The sequence below is a fragment of the Sphaerisporangium sp. NPDC049457 genome (assembly GCF_055586705.1).
This window is the reverse complement of the sequence record NZ_JBVJHR010000003.1, coordinates 368,899-387,172: the sequence shown is the minus strand read 5'-3', so window position 1 is coordinate 387,172 and position 18,274 is coordinate 368,899. Positions and strand designations below refer to the sequence as shown.

General features: G+C 73.2%; 16 protein-coding genes. 11 read left to right on the top strand and 5 right to left on the bottom strand.

Translation table 11 applies throughout. The annotated features are described in order from the left end of the window. The 7 genes from metK to ACZ6QO_RS07665 all read left to right on the top strand — a co-directional run. The coding region (metK, locus tag ACZ6QO_RS07695) for a methionine adenosyltransferase (RefSeq protein WP_465848647.1) at nt 1–809 on the top strand (809 nt) is incomplete at its 5' end. Between the two features lie 416 nt (nt 810–1,225). Next, on the top strand, nt 1,226–3,919 hold the full coding sequence (locus tag ACZ6QO_RS07690; RefSeq protein ID WP_465848676.1) for a primosomal protein N': 2,694 nt from the start codon (nt 1,226–1,228) through the stop codon (nt 3,917–3,919). A gap of 50 nt (nt 3,920–3,969) precedes the next feature. Beyond that, nucleotides 3,970–5,694, top strand: coding sequence for a hypothetical protein (locus tag ACZ6QO_RS07685; RefSeq protein ID WP_465848645.1), 1,725 nt, complete (start codon nt 3,970–3,972; stop codon nt 5,692–5,694). Nucleotides 5,695–5,757: 63 nt separating this feature from the next. Next, nucleotides 5,758–7,119 (top strand): hypothetical protein, encoded by a 1,362-nt coding sequence (locus ACZ6QO_RS07680; protein WP_465848644.1) that lies wholly within the window; start codon nt 5,758–5,760, stop codon nt 7,117–7,119. 170 nt (nt 7,120–7,289) lie between these two features. Further along, nucleotides 7,290–7,838, top strand: coding sequence for a peptide deformylase (def, locus tag ACZ6QO_RS07675; RefSeq protein WP_465848642.1), 549 nt, complete (start codon nt 7,290–7,292; stop codon nt 7,836–7,838). Between the two features lie 4 nt (nt 7,839–7,842). Next, nucleotides 7,843–8,793 (top strand): methionyl-tRNA formyltransferase, encoded by a 951-nt coding sequence (gene fmt / locus ACZ6QO_RS07670; protein WP_465848641.1) that lies wholly within the window; start codon nt 7,843–7,845, stop codon nt 8,791–8,793. Beyond that, nucleotides 8,793–10,217, top strand: coding sequence for an RsmB/NOP family class I SAM-dependent RNA methyltransferase (locus ACZ6QO_RS07665; protein ID WP_465848640.1), 1,425 nt, complete (start codon nt 8,793–8,795; stop codon nt 10,215–10,217). Before fmt ends, ACZ6QO_RS07665 begins: the two co-directional genes overlap by 1 nt. 25 nt (nt 10,218–10,242) lie before the next feature. Here ACZ6QO_RS07665 and ACZ6QO_RS07660 read toward each other — a convergent pair whose 3' ends face one another. Continuing rightward, nucleotides 10,243–11,265, bottom strand: coding sequence for a hypothetical protein (locus tag ACZ6QO_RS07660; RefSeq protein WP_465848638.1), 1,023 nt, complete (start codon nt 11,263–11,265; stop codon nt 10,243–10,245). 113 nt (nt 11,266–11,378) lie between these two features. On the opposite strand from ACZ6QO_RS07660, the gene ACZ6QO_RS07655 reads away from it, so the two are divergent. Continuing rightward, nucleotides 11,379–12,020, top strand: coding sequence for a TetR/AcrR family transcriptional regulator (locus ACZ6QO_RS07655; RefSeq protein ID WP_465848636.1), 642 nt, complete (start codon nt 11,379–11,381; stop codon nt 12,018–12,020). Nucleotides 12,021–12,081: 61 nt separating this feature from the next. Here the strand turns inward: ACZ6QO_RS07655 and ACZ6QO_RS07650 are convergent, their stop codons facing one another. Next, entirely contained in the window at nt 12,082–13,197 is a 1,116-nt protein-coding gene (locus tag ACZ6QO_RS07650; RefSeq protein ID WP_465848635.1) for an epoxide hydrolase family protein, read from the bottom strand. A gap of 63 nt (nt 13,198–13,260) precedes the next feature. Here ACZ6QO_RS07650 and ACZ6QO_RS07645 point away from each other — a divergent pair, with 63 nt between their 5' ends. After that, nucleotides 13,261–14,235 carry a helix-turn-helix transcriptional regulator gene (locus ACZ6QO_RS07645; protein WP_465848634.1) on the top strand — a complete coding sequence of 325 codons (975 nt, stop codon included), beginning with the start codon at nt 13,261–13,263 and terminating at the stop codon, nt 14,233–14,235. A gap of 18 nt (nt 14,236–14,253) precedes the next feature. Here ACZ6QO_RS07645 and ACZ6QO_RS07640 read toward each other — a convergent pair whose 3' ends face one another. Both ACZ6QO_RS07640 and ACZ6QO_RS07635 read right to left on the bottom strand, forming a co-directional pair. Next, nucleotides 14,254–15,075 (bottom strand): MOSC domain-containing protein, encoded by an 822-nt coding sequence (locus ACZ6QO_RS07640; RefSeq protein WP_465848633.1) that lies wholly within the window; start codon nt 15,073–15,075, stop codon nt 14,254–14,256. A 111-nt stretch (nt 15,076–15,186) separates the two neighbouring features. Continuing rightward, complete coding sequence (locus ACZ6QO_RS07635; protein ID WP_465848631.1) at nt 15,187–16,206, bottom strand: helix-turn-helix transcriptional regulator; 1,020 nt, start codon at nt 16,204–16,206, stop codon at nt 15,187–15,189. Nucleotides 16,207–16,304: 98 nt separating this feature from the next. Here ACZ6QO_RS07635 and ACZ6QO_RS07630 point away from each other — a divergent pair, with 98 nt between their 5' ends. Further along, nucleotides 16,305–16,925 (top strand): TIGR03086 family metal-binding protein, encoded by a 621-nt coding sequence (locus ACZ6QO_RS07630; protein ID WP_465848629.1) that lies wholly within the window; start codon nt 16,305–16,307, stop codon nt 16,923–16,925. A gap of 85 nt (nt 16,926–17,010) precedes the next feature. Next, the gene (cpt, locus tag ACZ6QO_RS07625) at nt 17,011–17,559 is read left to right on the top strand and encodes a chloramphenicol phosphotransferase CPT (protein WP_465848627.1); all 549 of its coding nucleotides are present in this window, start codon (nt 17,011–17,013) and stop codon (nt 17,557–17,559) included. Between the two features lie 53 nt (nt 17,560–17,612). Here the strand turns inward: cpt and ACZ6QO_RS07620 are convergent, their stop codons facing one another. Beyond that, nucleotides 17,613–18,272, bottom strand: a complete 660-nt coding sequence (locus ACZ6QO_RS07620) for a response regulator (RefSeq protein ID WP_465848626.1) — start codon at nt 18,270–18,272, stop codon at nt 17,613–17,615. Between the last annotated feature and the right edge of the window lie 2 nt (nt 18,273–18,274).

Here is an 18,274-nt window from a genome sequence, read left to right as displayed (position 1 = left end):
ACCAGGGTCTGATGTTCGGGTACGCCACGCGTGAGACCCCTGAGCTGATGCCGTTGCCGATCACGCTGGCGCACCGTATGGCGCGGCGGTTGTCGGAGGTGCGCAAGAACGGCACGGTTCCCTATCTGCGTCCCGACGGCAAGACCCAGGTCACCATCGAGTACGACGGCGACCGGCCCGTCCGCCTGGACACCGTCGTCGTCTCCACCCAGCACGCTCCCGAGATCGACCTGAAGGAGATGCTGGCGCCCGACATCAAGGAGCACGTCGTCGAGCCGGTGCTCGCCGACCTCGGCATCGAGACCGAGGGCTACCGCCTGCTGGTCAACCCGACCGGGCGGTTCGAGATCGGCGGTCCGATGGGTGACGCGGGGCTGACCGGCCGCAAGATCATTGTGGACACCTACGGTGGCATGGCGCGGCATGGCGGCGGTGCGTTCTCGGGTAAGGATCCGTCCAAGGTGGACCGGTCGGCGGCGTACGCGATGCGGTGGGTGGCCAAGAACGTGGTGGCCGCGGGGCTGGCCGATCGGGCCGAGGTGCAGGTGGCCTATGCGATCGGCAAGGCCAAGCCGGTGGGGGTGTTCGTGGAGACCTTCGGCACCGAGAAGATCGACGTGGCCAGGATCCAGGATGCGATCTTGACGGTGTTCGACCTGCGTCCTGCGGCGATCATCCGTGATCTGGACCTGTTGCGCCCGATCTACTCGCAGACCGCCGCCTACGGGCACTTCGGCCGCGAGGAGCCCAACTTCTCCTGGGAGCGCACCGACCGCGCCGACCAACTCCGCCAGGCCGTCGGCCTCTGACCCTGACCGCCGCCGGGCTCCACGCCCGCGCGGCGGCCTCCCACCGCGGCCCGGACACCCCGGGCCGCGGTGGCATTCGCATGTTCGCCGGGCCTGCGCCGGGCAGCTGGCTCGGTGCCGCGTGTCCGGAGGGCTTCGGCTGAGCGGTCCGCACGTCGCGGGTTGATTCTGGCTCGGCGGGCGTCGTCTGGTAGGACCTAAGCGTGACCGCAGCCAGCCCCGCCCAGCAGGCCGTCGAAGCGCCGGAGCCGCTCGACGCCGCCGGCGACCCCCGGCGTCCGGGCACGCCGCAGGGCGGCGCGACGCCTGACGAGGGGACGAAGGCGGCTCAGGGGGCCGAGTCCCGGGGTGTGGACGCCGGCGCTGGGACGGGTGAGCACACGAGCGGAGCGGTGGGGGGCGCCGAGCCCGGGAGCCTGTGGGGCGAGGCGGCGGCGTCCGGCAAGGGGACCGGCGCGGCCAAGGGGGCGGTGGTGCCCGCCGCCGACCTTCCCATCGCGCGGGTGCTCGTGGACATGCCGCTGCCCCACCTGGACCGGCCTTTCGACTACGTGGTGCCCGAGGCGATGGCCGCGAACGCGGCGCCCGGCTGCCGGGTCAGGGTGCGCTTCGCGGGCAAGCTCGTCGACGGGTTCCTGCTCGAACGCGTCGACGCCACCGAGCACGAGGGCAAACTGGCCGCCCTGGAGCGGGTGGTCTCCTCCGAGCAGGTTCTCACGCCCCAGATCGCGGCCCTGTGCCGCGCTGTGGCCGACCGATACGCCGGCACCATGTCCGACGTCCTGCGCCTCGCCGTACCCCCGCGACACGCCCGGGTAGAGGCCGAGGAGGCCAAGCGAAACCGGACGGCCCAGGACCAGACGGCGCGAGACCGGACCTCGGCGGCCGACGAGGCTCCCCTGGGTGCGGAGCTCCCCGGCGCTACCGGGGAGGAGCGCGACACTCCGGGGGAGGCGTCCGGGGCTCCGGGGAAACTTTCCACGGCGGCCCGGCGAGCTGACTCCGTGGACGACCACGGCCGATCCGGCCGACAGCCCGGAGTCTCCGGTTCGGGGTCGTCCGGGAGGCTCGGGGTTCCTGGTTCGGCGGCGGCCGGGCGGGGGGAGTGGGACGAGTATCCCCTGGGCGAGTCGTTCCTGGCCGCGTTGGGCGAGGGCCGGTCGCCGCGGGCGGTGTGGAGTGTCCTGCCCGGCGCCGAGCGCGGGCCCAGGTGGGCCGAAGGCATCGCCCAAGCCGTGCTGGCCGCCTCCCGAGGCGGCAGGGGTGCCGTGGTCGTGGTGCCCGACGGCAAGGATGTGGCCGTTCTCGACGCCGCGCTGGGACGCGTCCTCGGGGACGGCGCGCACGTCGCGCTGACCGCCGACCTCGGCCCCGCCGAGCGGTACCGCCGATGGCTGAGGGTGCTCCGCGGCCAGGTGCGGGTGGCGGTGGGCACACGGGCGGCGGCCTTCGCCCCGGTCCGCGACCTCGGCCTGGTGGTGATCTGGGACGACGGGGACGATCTGCACGCCGAGCGGCTCGCCCCCTACCCCCACGCGCGTGAGGTGCTGGCCCTGCGCGCCCACCAGACCGGGGCCGCGATGCTGATCGCCGGCTACACCCGCACCGCCGAGGCGACGCAACTGATCGCGGCGGGCTGGGCGCGGCCGATCGCCGCGCCGCGCCAGGCGCTGCGGCGGCACGCCCCCCGGGTCCGGCCCGCCGGTGATGACACCGAGCTGGCCAGGGACGAGGCCGCGCGGGCGGCCCGGCTGCCGAGCTCGGCCTGGGCGGCGCTCAAGCAGGGCCTTGCGAGCGGCCCGGTCCTGGTCCAGGTGCCCCGTCGCGGCTACCTGCCGGCGCTGGCATGCCAGAACTGCCGCGCGCCGGCCCGCTGCCAGCAGCCCGTGACGTCCGTACACGCATCACCCGGCGCTCCGAAGCCGGTGTCCAGGGGACGGCACCCCGCCGCCGAGTCGCGGATCCCGGGGATCGACGGGACCTCCGCGGCCACGGCCGGTCCGGCGGCTCTGTTCACCTCGGCCGGCTCGGCCGGTGTGTCCGGTCGTCCTGGTGTGGCGGGTGTCTCCGGTCCCGCTGCTGCCGGAGGGCCCGCCGGTCCCACTGGTTCGGCGGGTCTGTTCGGCTCGGTCGGTTCGGTGGGTGTGTCCGGTCCGGGCGGTCCGGCCGGTTCCGGAGGTGTGGCCGGTCCTGGCGGTTTCGCGGATGTGCCTGGTCCGGGCGATTCCGGAGATGTGCCTGCCGGCACCGGCGGTGTTCGCGGGAGCGCTGCGGGCGGGGCCGGGGGTCTTGGGGTGGAGAGCGCCGGTGGGGTGGGGCCGGCGTTGTGCGGGGGGCCGCTGGCGTTGCGGAGCGGTCACGCCGCGCCGTACTGCCGCTGGTGCGGCCGCATCGCCGGGATGTGGCGCTGCCCCACGTGCGGGAGCAACCGGATGCGCGCCATCGTGGTCGGCGCCCGGCGCACGGCCGAGGAACTCGGGCGCGCGTTCCCGTCCGTCCCCGTCAAGACCTCGGGACGTGACGGCGTGCTGGCGACCGTCGGCGCCGCTCCCGCGCTCGTCGTCGCCACCCCGGGCGCCGAGCCGGTCGCCGAGGGCGGGTACGCGGCGGCCGTCCTGCTGGACGGCTGGGCCCTGCTCGGCCGTCCCGACCTGCGCGCCGCCGAAGAGACGCTGCGGCGCTGGATGAACGCCGCCGCGCTGCTGCGCCCGGCCGCCGACCTGGTGGTGCTCGCCGACTCCTCGGTCCCCGCCGTGCAGGCGCTCCTGCGCTGGGACCCGGTGACGCACGCCGAGCGCGAACTGGCGGAACGCGGCGTCCTCGGGTTCCCTCCCGCCGTGCGCATGGCCACGCTGACCGGGTCGGCCGCCGGACTGCGGGAGATCGCGGGCGACCTGCGGCTGCCCGAGGGGGCGCAGGTGCTCGGCCCCGTCCCCATGGAGACCTCCCGCTCGGCGCCGGAGGAGCCGCAGGAGCGGTTGATGGTCCGGGTGCCGCGCGGGGCGGGGGCGGCTCTCGCCCGCGCGCTCAAGGGGGCGGCGGGCGTCAGGTCCGCCCGTAAGGCTCCCGACCTGGTGCGGGTGTGTATGGATCCGATCGATCTCATCTGACCGGAGGTCGCCGATTCGCGGGGCCGAAAGTAAGCCGTTAGTTTCTCCCTGTGTCGATCGAATGGGTGAACGGGGCCATCGAGGAGATCCGGGCGTGGGGGCGCTCGAAGAACGTCGTGGTGGACGCCGACGAGGTCCGCCTTCTGTGCGACTACGCCAGCGACTACCTGGACGTCGGCGAGCTCGCGGACTTCACGCCTGTCACGTTCGAGCAGCTGCTGCTCGACATCTATCCCCGCAAGGTCATCGCGCCGCCCGAGAGCGCGGCAGAGACGGTGGCCGCCGCGCGCACGCTGGTCGACTTCCTGCTGGACAGCGGGGAGATCGGCACCAAGATGGCGGCCCGCATGCGGGCCAAGATCGACGAGATCGCGCCGGAGATGCCGGCCGCCCTCGCCGACACCTCCAAGTTCGGCATGGCCAAGAGCATCTTCGGCGCGATGGGGGCCGACGAGGGCGACCCCACCGCGCTGGACGCCGTGGGCCCGCCGGGCTCGGGCGACGACGCGCTCGGCGTGCCGGTCCACCGGTTGCGCGGCGTCACCGCCGACGACGGGTGCGAGTGCCCCGGCTGCTCTCCGCTGCCCGCCGTACGGCTCGCCCCGCCCGAGGAGGTCGCGCGCGCCGTCCGCGAGGTGGGCCTGCTGCGCGACGCCCACAGCGTCGTCGCCTGGATGCGCGACGGCGACCGCACCCCCACCGTCCGGGGCGCGCTGCGCGCCAGGGACGCCGCGCGCGTCACCAAGGAGCTCGGCATCGCCGCCCCCGCGACGGCGTGGCACCTGGCGGTGGCCCTCGGCATGGTCGAGGTCGCAAGGGCCGCCATGACGGTGACGCCCGGCTTCCGGCCGCTGCACGCCCGCGACGACCAGGACGTGCTCGACCTGTGGGCCCGCACGGTGGCGTTCGTCACCGACGGCCCGGCCGACATCACCGGCTCGGCCGAGTTCGACCATGAACTGTACGCCGTCCACGACATGCTGTACCGCCTGCAGGCCCCGATGGCCGTCGCGGCGCTCCGCGAGCACCTGGACGAGGCCTGGGCGGGCGGCCGGCCGGGCGACGACGACCCCGGCGAGCTGGACGCCGCGCTGGAGGTCCTCGCCCACTGCGGCACGGTCGAACGCGTGGAGGACGCCCTCCGGCTCACCCCGCACGGCCTGTGGGGGCTGCGCGAGACGTTCACCCGCATGGGCATGCCGGCGCCGGTCGCCCCCGACCCCGCCGAGGGGGACGCCTCGGGCCTGATCGACGGGCTGCTGGGCGGGGTGCCCGCCGCGCAGGCCGAACGCGACATCGCCTCGTGGCTGTCCCGCCGCTCCCCGGAGGAGGCGGCGGCCGAGCTGCTCGGCGCCGTGCGAGGGGAGTCCGCGGCGCGGCGCGGCGTGGCCGTCACGGTCATCGACCGGCTCGGCCCCGAGGCCGCCGCCGCGGTGCGGCCGTTCCTGGACGACGCCGAGCTGCGCCCGCACGCCGTCCACTGGCTGACCGCCCGCGACCTTCCGGCACCCGCGCTGACGCCCGAGGAGACGCTGTGGGGTAGCGTCGACATGCTGGCACTGGCCGTGCCGGCCACCGAGGACGACCACGACAGGTTCACCGAGCACCTGGCGTCGGCCGCGCCGCCCGCCCACGTCATCGAAGAGATGTGGCAGGTGGACCACCCCGACGTCGCCGAGGTGCTCGACCTGCTCGGACGCCACCTGCCCGACCGCGAGATCGCCAAGGCGGCACGCAAGGCCGCCTTCAAGGCGCGTTCGCGCGGCATTCACTGAGCAGTCGAGATCAACGTCCGCAGTCGGTCATCGCGTGTGGCTGGTGTGGAGTAAGTTGCCTGAATGGCCAACAGCGGGAACGGCGGCGTCTTCGATCTCGGAGAGCTGCGAAACCTCATCGACGAGCTGGGAAGCGTGTCCGGCGAGGAGCGGGAGGCGCTGCTCGCCGAGATGGCGGGGGGCAACGAGGAATGCGACTGCGGTGAGTGCGAGGGCGAGGTGCTGAGCTTCCCGCCCGTCGAGCTCGCGCCGACGGCCGAGCTCGCCGACGCGGTGCTGGCCGTCCCGCTGGTGCGGGACGCCCGCCGGCTGACCGACTGGACGGGCGCCCGGCAGGTCACCGCCGAGGGCTTCCTGCCGCCGGATGACGCGCGCGAGGCGGCCGGGCTGCTCGGGCTGGGCGACGACCGGCTGCGCCTGGTGTGGATCGTCGCGGTGAACGCCGGTCTGCTCCGCATCACCCAGGCCGGCGCGTCCCCCGGGCCGGGGCTGCCGGCCGACCTGATGGACTTCTGGGACGGGGTCGTCATGGACGTTCTCGACCGCACCGACGAAGGGCTGACGGGTTCGGCCGTGGCCGACGAGCACCTCACCGAGATGCTCGCCACGATCTACGCCACCAGCGACGGCATCACCTACACCGCCCTGGTGGAGGGCATGCTGCAGGCCCACGAGATCGGCTGCGAGGCGAGCGCCCCCGAGATGCGGCGGCTGCGCGAGAGGCTGCCGGCCGAGCTGGACGCCGCCCTCGACCTGCTTGCCTACTGCGGGCTGTTCGAGCGCACGGCCGACAGCGTCCGGCTCACCCCGCTCGGCGTGTGGGCCGTCCGGCAGGACCTTCTGCGCGAGGGGCACGACGCGCCGCTGATGTCGGAGGTCGCCTCCTTCGCCGAGCTGAGCGCCGCCGAGCTGGTCGAGGCGATGCTGTCGGGCGAGGCGCCCTCCAGCGCCCCGACGCTGTGGGTGGAGCGCCGCCGGCCCGAGGAGGCCGCCCGCGAGCTGATCAAGGTGGCGGCGTCCGGCACCCCCGGGCAGCGCGGCGTGATCGGCACCGTCCTTGAGGAGATGGGCCCGGAGGCCGAGCCCGCCGTGCGCGAGGCGCTGGCCGAGCCCGCGATGTGGCGCCACGCCGCGGTCTGGCTGGGGGTGCGCGACCTCGCGGCGCCGGTGCTCAACGAGGACGACGGCACCTGGCTCGCCGTCGACACCCTCGCCACGCTGCTGCACATCCCCGACGCCCAGGAGGCCATGGGCGAGTTCGAGGCGCTGGAGGCGGGGGACGAGCTGCTCCGCCTGGTCGACGACATCAGCCGCAGCGGCCACCCGGACGCCATCGCCGTGCTGGAGCTGCTCGGCGCCCACCACCCCGACGCCACCGTCGCCAAGGCGGCCCGCAAAGCCGCCATGAAGGCCCGCTCCCGCTGAGCCGCGTCCCGGGGCGCCGCCCGGCCGGCTCCGTCCCGCACACGGCCCGTCCGCCGCCGGACGGGCCCTCGCGGCGGGCGCGGGGCACGATCGCGTGCGCGCAGACGGCGGGTGCGCGGCGAGCCATAAACTAGAGGAACCTTCAATCCGTGACGCGAACGGAGTCTTCCGTGGCCATACAGTCGATCCGCCTGTTCGGCGATCCGGTGCTGCGCACCCCCGCGGAGCCGGTCAAGGATTTCGACAAGGAGCTCCGCAAGCTCGTCAAAGACCTCACCGACACCATGATGGACGCGCCCGGGGCGGGGCTCGCCGCGCCGCAGATCGGCGTCGGCCTGCGGGTGTTCACCTACTACGTGGACGACACCCTGGGCCACCTGATCAACCCGACGCTCGACCTGTCGGAGGACAAGGACGAGGAGGGCGAGGAGGGCTGCCTGTCCTTCCCCGGCCTCACCTTCCCGACGCCGCGCGCGATCCGCGCCGTGGCCAAGGGCTTCGACATGCACGGCGAGCCGATCACCATCGAGGGCACCGACCTGATGGCCCGGTGCGTGCAGCACGAGACCGACCACCTCGACGGCGTGCTGTTCATCGACCGCATGGACCCCAAGCAGCGCAAGCTCGCGATGAAGGCGATCCGCGAGGCCGAGTGGAGCGGCCTGGCCGCGCCCGCCGTCAAGTTCTCGCCGCACGCCACTCAAGGGAAGGCTCTCTAGCACCGTGCGCCTCGTCTTCGCCGGAACCCCGCAGACCGCCCTGCCGCCGCTCCGGGCGCTGCTCGACTCTCCCCGGCACGAGGTGGTGGCCGTGGTGACCCGGCCGGACGCCCAGTCCGGGCGGGGCCGCAAAGTCCATCCGAGCCCCGTCGCCGAGCTGGCCGAGTCCGCCGGCATCGAGGTGCTCCGGCCGGCGAAGGCGGGCGACCCCGAGTTCCTCGCCCGGCTCAAGGCCATCGACCCCGACTGCTGCCCGGTCGTCGCCTACGGCGCGCTGCTGCCGCAGTCGGCGCTCGACATCCCGCGCCACGGCTGGATCAACCTGCACTTCTCGCTGCTGCCGGCCTGGCGGGGCGCCGCCCCGGTGCAGCACGCCGTGCTCCACGGCGACCCGATCACCGGAGCGGCGACCTTCCAGATCGTCAAGGAGCTCGACGCCGGCCCGGTGTACGGGGTGGTGACCGAGGAGATCCGGCCCGCCGACACCAGCGGTGAGCTGCTGGCCCGCCTCGCGGAGGCCGGCGCCGGCCTGCTGCTGGCGACGCTGGACGGCGTGCAGGACGGCGCCCTGGAGGCCCGCCCCCAGCCCGCCGAGGGCGTCAGCTACGCCCCCAAGATCGAGGTGACGGACGCCAGGGTCGACTGGACGGCGCCCGCGATGCGCGTCGACCGGCTGGTCCGCGCCTGCACCCCCAACCCGGGGGCCTGGAGCGAGTTCCGGGGCGCCCGGCTCAAGCTCGGCCCCGTCACGCTCGCCCCCGACGCGCAGGCCCAGGCGCCCGGCGCCGGCGCGCTCGCGCCCGGCCAGATCGCCGTCGCCAAGGACACCGTCCTGGTGGGCACCGCCACCCACCCGGTGCGGCTCGGCGAGGTGCAGCCGCAGGGCAAGCGCGTGATGACCGCGGGCGAGTGGGCGCGCGGCGTGCGCCCGTCCGCCGACGACCGGCTCGCCTGATGGGCTCTGCGAGCGGCGCCGGCCGCACGGGCGGCAGGAGGCCGAACGCCGGCGGCGGCAGGCCCGGCGCGGGCGGCAGGCGGCCCAAACCCGTGCGCGACGAGGCCCGCAACGTCGCCTACGACCTGCTGCGAGCCGTCGACGAGCGCGACGCCTACGCCAACCTGCTGATGCCCACCCTGCTGCGCGAACGAGGCCTGACCGGCCGCGACGCCGCCCTGGCGACCGAGCTCGCCTACGGCACCCTGCGCGGCCTCGGCACCTACGACGAGATCATCGCCGCCTGCAGCGACCGGCCGCCGGAGGACATCGACCCCCCGCTGCTGGACGCCATCCGCCTCGGCGTGCACCAGTTGCTCAAGACGCGGGTGCCCCCGCACGCCGCGGTCAGCGCCACGGTCGACCTGGTGCGGCTGCGCGTCGGCACCGGCGCCTCGAAGTTCGCCAACGCGATCCTGCGCAAGGTGGCCACCCGCGACTTCGGCGAATGGCTGCCCATCGTCGCGCCGGACGTGAAGGAAGACCCGGTCGGCCATCTCGCCGTGGCCTACAGCCATCCGCGGTGGATCGTCTCGGCGCTGCGCGACGCGGTCGGCGGCGACCTCGGCGAGGCGGCCGAGTTGCTGGCCGCCGACAACGAGCGTCCCGCGGTGACCCTGGTCGCCTGGCCGGGACGCAGCACCGTGGGCGAGCTCGTCGAGTCGGGCGCGGTCGCGGCCCGCTACTCGCCGTACGCGGCCTACCTGCCCGAGGGCGACCCGGCGTCCATCGAGACGGTCGCGCAGGGGCGCGCGGCCGTCCAGGACGAGGCCAGCCAGCTCGTCGCGCTGGCCCTCACCCGGGTGCCGGTGGAGGGTTCCGACCGGCTCTGGCTCGACATGTGCGCGGGCCCGGGCGGCAAGGCCGGGCTGCTGGACGCGCTCGCCGTCCAGAACGACCGCCACCTGCTCGCGGCCGACCAGCGGTTCCACCGGGCCAGGCTGGTGTGGCGGGCCACCCGCAGGGCCGGGGTGATCACCGCGGACGGCACCGAGCCGGCGTGGCGTCCCGGCGTGTTCGACCGGGTGCTCGTCGACGCCCCCTGCACCGGCCTCGGCGCCCTGCGCAGGCGGCCCGAGGCCCGCTGGCGGCGATCCCCCGACAGCGTCCCCGAGCTCGGCGCCCTGCAGCGGCGGCTGCTCGGCTCCGCCCTGGACGCCGCCCGCCCCGGCGGGGTGGTGGCGTACGTGACCTGCTCGCCCCACCTGGCCGAGACGCGCACCGTGGTCGGCGACGTCGTCAAGCGCAGAGGCGACGTGCAGGTCCTCGACGCCCCCGCCTACCTCCGCGAGGTCGACCACCTCGGCGACGGCCCGCACGCACAGTTCTGGCCCCACCACCACGGCACCGACGCCATGTTCCTCGCCCTCCTCCGCCGCACCTGACCCCGGTCGCCGCCGGTTCGGGAGGTCAGGCGGAGTAGTGTTCGGCGATCGTGGTGAAGGCGGCTTTGGGTTCCCAGGGCATGTCGGGGTAGGTGTCGCCGTTGCGGCCGTCGAGGACCTTGACGATACCGAGGCTGGCGAGGTCGAGGTCGTCGCGGGGATCGCCGTCTGGACGGTGGGGCAGGTTGCGCAGCGCGAAGAGGTGGACGAAGGCGCTGTCGACGCCCTCGCTGTCGAAGATGTCGAGCAGTTCGCCGAGGTAGGCCGCCTGGCCGGCCTCGTCACGCTGGTAGTGCCCGTCCAGCCGCATCGCGCCGGTGGCCTCGTCGATCTTGAGGATCTCCATGCTGCGTGGTGCGACGTCCCCCGCGCCGCGCCAGGTCGCGGTGCCGAAGCCGGTGATGGCGACCGGTTTGGGTTGTGCGACGAGGTCGCGCACGCCGTCCCGGAACTGGCCGGCGACCTCCGCTGATCGGATGAGCTCGAAGGTCACGAAGTCGAACAGGTCCCAGTCGACGCCCTCGAACGGTATGGCGGCGTAGGTGACCTTTCCTCGGAAGCGCTCGCGGACCGCCGCCGCGGCTGTGCGGAGGAAGCGGTCGATACGGGTTCTGACTTCGGCGAGCCGCTCGGCCCGGCCGTCCGGGTCGGCCAGCAGGCGTGCGAGTCGTTCCTCGAGGCGGTCGCCGTCGACGAATCCTCGGTTCATGATGCTCAGCTCGACGCCGGTGACGAACACGACCTCGGCTCCCGCCGCGCGCAGCCGCTCGGCCCGGTCGGCGGAGTCGCGGAACAGCGTGAGGATCTCGTCGGCCGTCAGGTCCAGCGGGTACGGCGAGAACCAGACCTCCAGGCCCAGCTCGGCGGCGGAGCGGGCGGCGAGCTCCATGCGCCGCGGGTCGCCGCCGACGATCTGCACGGCGTTGCAGTGCAGATCGTCGCGGATGATGGTCAGCTCTCGCCTGACCAGCTCGGGGTCGAAGTGTTCCAGCGAGTTGACGCCATCGCGGACGAAGCCGGTGTCGTAGGTCATGCCTTTGGCGCGCATGTGTGTCGGTCCTCTCCGGTCCATTCCTGTCGAACGGGTTGGCGGCGACACTAGCAGAATTTTGCGTGTACGCACTTTTGCGTGCGCGCATGCAAAGGCGCTATGGTGGCGGCGTGACGACGAACCGGCCCGGCCTGCGCGAACGGAAGAAGGAGGCCACCAGACAGGCTCTGCGGGCCGCGGCGCTGCGCCTCGCGCTGGAACGCGGGCCCGGCAACGTCCGCGTCGACGACATCGCCGAGGCCGCGGGCGTGTCGCCGAGGACGTACAACAACTACTTCGCAAGCCGCGAGCAGGCGATCGTCGCCGCGGTGACCGAGGAGCGCGCGTCACGGGTCGCGGCGGCCGTCGCCGCCCGTCCCGCCGATGCCGGCCTCGCCGACGCCGTCATCGACGCCGTCGTCGGCCAGTACACCGATCCGGGCGACGACGCGCGCGACGCCCTGCTGATGATCACCAGCAGTCCCGCCCTGCGCGCCTGCTACGCGGACACGGCCGCCGCGATCGAAGGACCGCTCGCCGAGGCCATCGCCGGACGCTGCCCGGGCATGGACCCGCTGACCGCTCAGGTGCTCTCCGCCGGCGTCGGCGCGGCCGCCAAGATCGCGCTCCGGCGGTGGCTGCGATCGACGGCCGCGCCCGCGTCGGCGAGCGGCCTCGTGGTGCCGTCGGGCTCGCTGCCGGACCTGATGCGGACCGCGCTGGCGCCACTCGCCCCCGCACTCGACGCGGCCGCGGCACGCGCCCGCCTCTGACGACGCATCCCATGACCGTCCCGGCCCTCCGCCGGGGTGTGGAGGGCCGGGACGGTCGTGGTCAGCGGACGAGGGTGAAGAAGGTGCGGAGGTCTTCGGCCAGGACCTCGGGGACCACGTGGGCGGCGTAGTGGCCGCCCCGGTCGTAGGACTTCCAGTGGACGATGTTGGTGTGATCGCGGCCGGCGAACGTGCGCATGGAGATGAAGTCGCCGTCGAACATCGCCAGGCCGAGGGGAACGGTGGTGGGCTCCTTGGGCTGCTCGGCGCGGGCGTCCTCGTAGTAGAACCGGGTGGCGGACGTCGCGGTGCCGGTCAGCCAGTAGAGCATCGTGTTGGTCAGCACGAAGTCGGCGTCGATGTCGGCGGCGTCGCCGAAGAGCTGGGAGTTCCAGCCCAGCAGCCCCACCGGCGAGTCGTAGATCGCGTACGACAGCGTCTGCGGCTGCTGGGAGAGCAGCGTGTTGAACGCCATCTTGTTGTCGTAGAACCACTTCAGCACTTCCAGCGCCTTGTGCTCCTCGGCGGTGACCTTCTCGAACTCGGCCGGGTCGCCGGAGGGGAAGGAGAAGATCTGCGTGACGTGCACGCCGACGACGTGCTCGGGCGCCACCCGGCCGAGTTCGGGGCTGACCATCGAGCCCCCGTCGTTGCCCGCCGCGCCGTAGCGGTCGTAGCCGAGCCGCCGCATCAGCTCCGCCCACGCCCTGGCGGTGCGGTAGCGGTTCCAGCCCCGCTCCTTGGTCGGCCCCGAGAAGCCGAAGCCGGGCAGCGAGGGGATCACCACGTGGAACGCCCGCGCCGGGTCGTCCGGGTCGGTGAGCAGGTCGATGATCTTCAGGTACTCGACGACGGAGCCGGGCCAGCCGTGCGTGAGGATCAGCGGCAGCGCGTTCTCGTGCCGGGAGCGGACGTGCAGGAAGTGGATGTTCTGGCCATCGATCTCGGTGGTGAACTGCGGGTACCGATTGAGCTTCGCCTCCCACGCGCGCCAGTCGTATCCGTGGCGCCAGTACTCGGCGAGCCTCTTCACGTACTCGACCGGAACGCCGTAGTCCCACCCGGTGCCCGGGATCTCGTCCGGCCACAGCGTGCGGTCGAGCCGGTCGTTCAGGTCGTCCAGCCGGGCCTGGGGGACGTCGATGCGGAAGGGCTTGATCTCGGTGTTCTCGCTCATGACAGGAACGATACGGACCCTTCCGGTCAACTCCTGTCCTAAAGGGATGGCAGGCTTGGCGGCATGTTGGAAACCTCGGCACGACTGCTGCGACTGCTGTCGCTGTTGCAGGCCAAGCGCGACTGGGCGGGTGCTGACCTGGCGGAGCGGCTGGGGGTGAGCGAGCGGACCGTGCGCCGGGACGTCGACCGGCTGCGCGAGCTCGGCTACCCGGTGAACGCGACCCGGGGGACGGACGGCGGCTACCGCCTCGCCGCCGGCACCGCGATGCCGCCGTTGCTGCTGGACGACGAGGAGGCGGTGGCCGTGGCGATCGGCCTGCGCACCTCCGCCCGCGGCGCGGTCGCGGGCATAGAGGAGACCTCGGTGCGCGCGCTCGCCAAGCTGGAACAGGTGCTGCCGTCCCGGCTGAGACACCGGGTGACCGCGCTGCAGACCTACGTCGAGCCGGTGCCGGCCGACCGGCCGGGGCCGACGGTCGACGCGAGCGTGCTGACCACGCTGGCGTCGGCCTGCCGGGACCGCGAACGGCTGCGGTTCGACTACCGCGCGCACGACGGCTCGTCCGGCGTCCGGATCGTCGAACCGCATCGGCTCGTCTCGTGGGGCCGCCGCTGGTATCTCGTCGCCTGGGACGTCGAGCGCGAGGACTGGCGCACGTTCCGGGTCGACCGCGTCGAGCCGCGCACCCCCACCGGGCCGCGCTTCCCTCCGCGCGACCCGCCAGAGGGCGGCGCGGCCGCCTACGTCGCGCGCGGGGCCTCGGCGGCGGCGTGGCGCCACCGGGCCCGGGTGGTGGTGCGGGGCCCGGCCGAGGTCGTGTCCGAGCGGATCAATCCGGCGGTCGGCGTCGTGGAGGCGGTGGACGAGCACACCTGCGTCCTGCACACCGGGGCGGACACCCTGAACACCCTGGCCGTCCACCTCGGCATGCTCGACCTGGACTTCCAGGTCACCGAACCCCCCGAACTGGTGGAACACCTGCGCGCCCTGACGGCCCGCTACGCCCGCTCCACCCCGCACCCTCCCGCGCGATGACCGACACGCGCGGCCGGTTCAGGCCAGGACGGTGACCGCGTCGCCGAGTCGTAGTTCGCCTCGCTCCCGGGGGACCAGGCGGATGCCGAACCACGTCTTGCCGGCCCAGCGGCGGTGGCGGGCGAGGGTGCGCATGGGTTCCTTGCCCTTCTGGTGAGTGACCGGGTCGTAGGTGGTGGTGGCGCAGCGGTCGCAGTGTTCCGAGACGCGGAAGGCGAGCGGGCCGATACGGATCTCGCGCCAGTCGTCCTCGGCGTACGGGGGCGCGCCGTCGATCACGAGGTTGGGGCGGAATCTGGCCATGTTCAGCGGGACGGGCGGCTCGTCCAGCTCCTCCAGGGCCCTCTCCGCGATCCAGTCGTCCAGGCGGCGCAGTGAGGAGCGGGAGGTGAGCAGGACGGGAGCGTCCCTGGCGAAACCGACGACCTCCCCGGGCAGGCCGCCGTGGGACGCCGAGAGGGCGCAGCGGCTGGGATCGTCCAGCCAGACGAGGCGGGCGGGTTTGCCGAGCAGCCGGGTGAACCAGTCGTGCGCGCCGGGGTCGGCGAGCACGACGGCGTCCACTTCGATGAAGGTCACCGGAACTCTCGCTCCGGTGGCCGGAGGGACCTTCAGCCGGGGCAGTCCCGGCGCGTCGAGCAGCAGCCCATCATCGTCGGTGACACTGGCGACGACGGACAGCAGCCGGGGGTTGTCGCCGAGCCAGTGGACTTCCCCGCGCTCGTCCACGACGGCCCAGCGGCGGTCCCCGGCCAGCCCCCACGGTTCCACGAGCGTCGAATCAACCGCCTGCCCTGGAACTTCCTTAACAGGATATTTCCAGATCTCGGCCAGCTCCATGCCGCCACTTTACGGACCAGGGTCGAGAGAGCGTTCTCACCGGTGAAACCGGCATTCGCCCGGCGCCACCCCGCCGGAACCGCCCGCCGGCCATGGCGGTGTTCGCCACGATCACGATGATGGCGGCATGGGCCCTGACCGGAGGATCGGCGGGCGGGCCGGCCGGGTCTGTCCGCCGAGGGCTTCGGTGTAGCGGCGGGCGAGGGTGCGGATGTGGGCGACCAGTTCGGGCGGGCCGTCGACGCGGAAGTCCATCATCAGCATGCTGAGGTAGATGGCGATGGTCTCCAGGGCGTCGGCGCCGGTGACCAGGACACTGGTGTGGGAGTCGACGGCCTCGACGATGCCGACGGCGGGATTGATGCGGGCGATCACGGTCTCGGCGGGGGCGAGGACGGTGACGCGGGCGTGCACCTTCCAGCCGGTCTGCGCGACTTCGCGCAGCACGAAGGCGACCAGGTCGTCGTCGGGCAGGGAACGGGGCGCGAATCGGCGCGACGCCGGCCGGACGCTCGTCAGGTCGGCGACGGGCAGTGCCCGCCAGGCGTGCGCGCCGAGGTCGTAGGCGACCAGGAACCAGCGGCGACGCCAGCTGATCAGGCGGTAGGGCTCCACCTCGGTCTCGGTTCCGTCCCGCGCCGCCAGCAGGGTCGCGCCGTCGCGGATCGCGCCCGCGACGACGGTGAGGGTCGCGGCGGGCACCGGGGCGTCCGGCTCGCGGGAGCCGACCGTGGCGGGCCCGACCGCGGTGGCCGACCGCAGGGCGGTCACCTTGCGCTGCAGGCGTCTGGGAAGGATCCGCTGAAGCTTGGCGAGCGCCCGGGCGAGGCTGGCGTCGATGTCCCTGATCCCGGTGGAGCCGTCCTCGGCCAGGCCGACGGCCAGCGCCACGGCCACCGCCTCGTCGTCGTCGAGCAGCAGCGGGGGCATGTTCGCGCCCTGTCCGAGCCGGTATCCGCCCACCGCGCCGCGCGCGGCGTGCACCGGATAGCCGAGTTCGCGCAGGCGCTGGATGTCCTGCCGCAGCGTGCGTTCGGTGACGCCGAGGCGCTCGGCGAGTTCGCGGCCGGTGTAGGACCGGTCTTGGAGCAGGGACAGCAGGCGCAGCACTCGAGTCGTCGTCGGAGCCATCGATCTCTTCTCATCCCGAGCGGTTATTAGGCAGGAAAGTAGCCTAATAGGCCCATAGATTGATCTCACAGGCAACGAAGAGATCGAAAGGCGACTCCATGAACACGATCACCACCGCCACCGTCACCTCCCTGCGGCCGGTCTGGCGTGAGGTGCTGGCCGCCTCCTACCGGGCGCTGGAGAACAGCGTCGCGGGTGTGCGGGACGGTCAGTGGGACAACGCCACCCCGTGCTCGGAGTGGACGGTCACTCAGGTGATCCAGCACGCGGCGGGCGACCAACTCGCCTACGCCAAGATGCTCGGCATCGGCACCGGTCCGGCTTATGACCCCTTCTCGCCGTCCGGAGCCGTCGACGGCACCGCGGCGGGGCTGGTGAAGGACGCCGTCGAGCAGACCGCCGCGGCGTGGGCGACGGTGGCCGAGGACACCGAGACCGTCGCGACGCCGCTGCCGCACGGTGATCTGCCCACCCCGGTCGCCGCGGTGATGTGCGCGCTCGACGCCGCCGTGCACGCGTGGGACATCGCGGTCGCCACGGGTCAGCCGTCCCCGCTCGACGACCGGCTCGCCGGCCACCTTCTCACCGCCGCGCGGGAGATCGTCGAACCGCTGCGCCAGTGGGGCGCCTACGCTCCGGTGGTCGAGGCCGCCGGCGGTCCCTCCGCCACCCCCGTCGCCGACGACCTCCTCCGCTACCTCGGTCGCACCCCGCGCTGACGATCCACGTCCACGAGGCCGCGTCCACGAGGCCGCGTCAGCGGGCGATCACATCGGCGGGACCGCGGGCATTACCGTGGACGCCGTGACAACTCAGGTGATCGTGCTTAACGGCGGATCCAGTGCGGGTAAGTCCGAGATCGCCCGGCAGTTGCAGGCCCTCCTGCCACGGCCATGGCTCACCCTGGGGGTCGACTCGCTCATCGACGCGATGCCCCGGTCCATGCGGGCGTCGGACGCGGGAATCGAGTTCGCCGCGGACGGCGGGGTGAGCGTCGGGCCGGAGTTCATGATGTTGCAGGCGGCGTGGATGGAAGGGGTCGCCGCGATGGTCCGCGCGGGCGCCGGGGTCGTCATCGACGATGTCTTCCTCGGCGGAGCGGGGTCCCAGCAGCGGTGGCGGCGGGTCCTCGACGGGCTGGACGTCCTGTGGGTCGGCGTCAGGTGCGACAGCGCGATCGCCGCGGAGCGCGAGAGGGCGCGGCCGGACCGCGTCCGGGGAATGGCCGCGATCCAGGCGGAGATCGTCCACCAAGGCGTGGTCTACGACCTGGAAGTGGACACCACGCGGACCGAGTCCCTGGTGTGCGCGAAGACCATCGTCGATCATGTACAGGCGCGGAACCTCCGGTGACGCGTCACGGTGAGAAGACCGCGCTCTGTTCGGACGGGGTGGGATGGAGGCGGCTAGGGTTCGATCAGTCCTACGCGGATCGCGTAGCGGGTCAGTTCCAGCCGGTCCTTCAGGCCGAGCTTCTGCAGCAGGTTGGCGCGGTGGCGCTCGACCGTCTTCACGCTGATGACGAGCATGTCGGCGATCTGTTGTGAGCTGTGTCCCTCGGCGACGAGTTTGAGGATCTCCTCCTCACGGTTGGTGATGGCCCGCTCGGGGATGTCCTCGCCGTCCCGGGCGCGGTTGAGATGGTCGCGGATGAGAGCGTTGACGGCGCCGGGGTAGAGGAAGGGCTCGCCGCGCATGGTGGCGCGGCAGGCCTCGATCAGGTCGCGGTCGGCGACGGACTTCAGGACGTACCCGGAGGCGCCCGCCGCGAGCGCCTTGAAGAAGTACTGCTCGTTGTCGTACATCGTCAGCATCAGGATGCGCACCCCCGGCTGGGTGCGCGAGAGCTCACGAGCGGCCTGCAAGCCGGTCATGCGCGGCATGGCGATGTCTAGGATGGCCAGGTCCGGATGGTGGGTGCGGGCGGCTTCGAGGGCCTCGGCGCCGTCGCCCGCCTCGGCGACCACGGTCAGGTCGGGCTCGGCGTCCAGGATGAGCCGCACTCCGCGGCGGACCAGCTGGTGGTCGTCCGCGAGCAGGATGCGGGTGGGCGTCGCCTCGGACATGG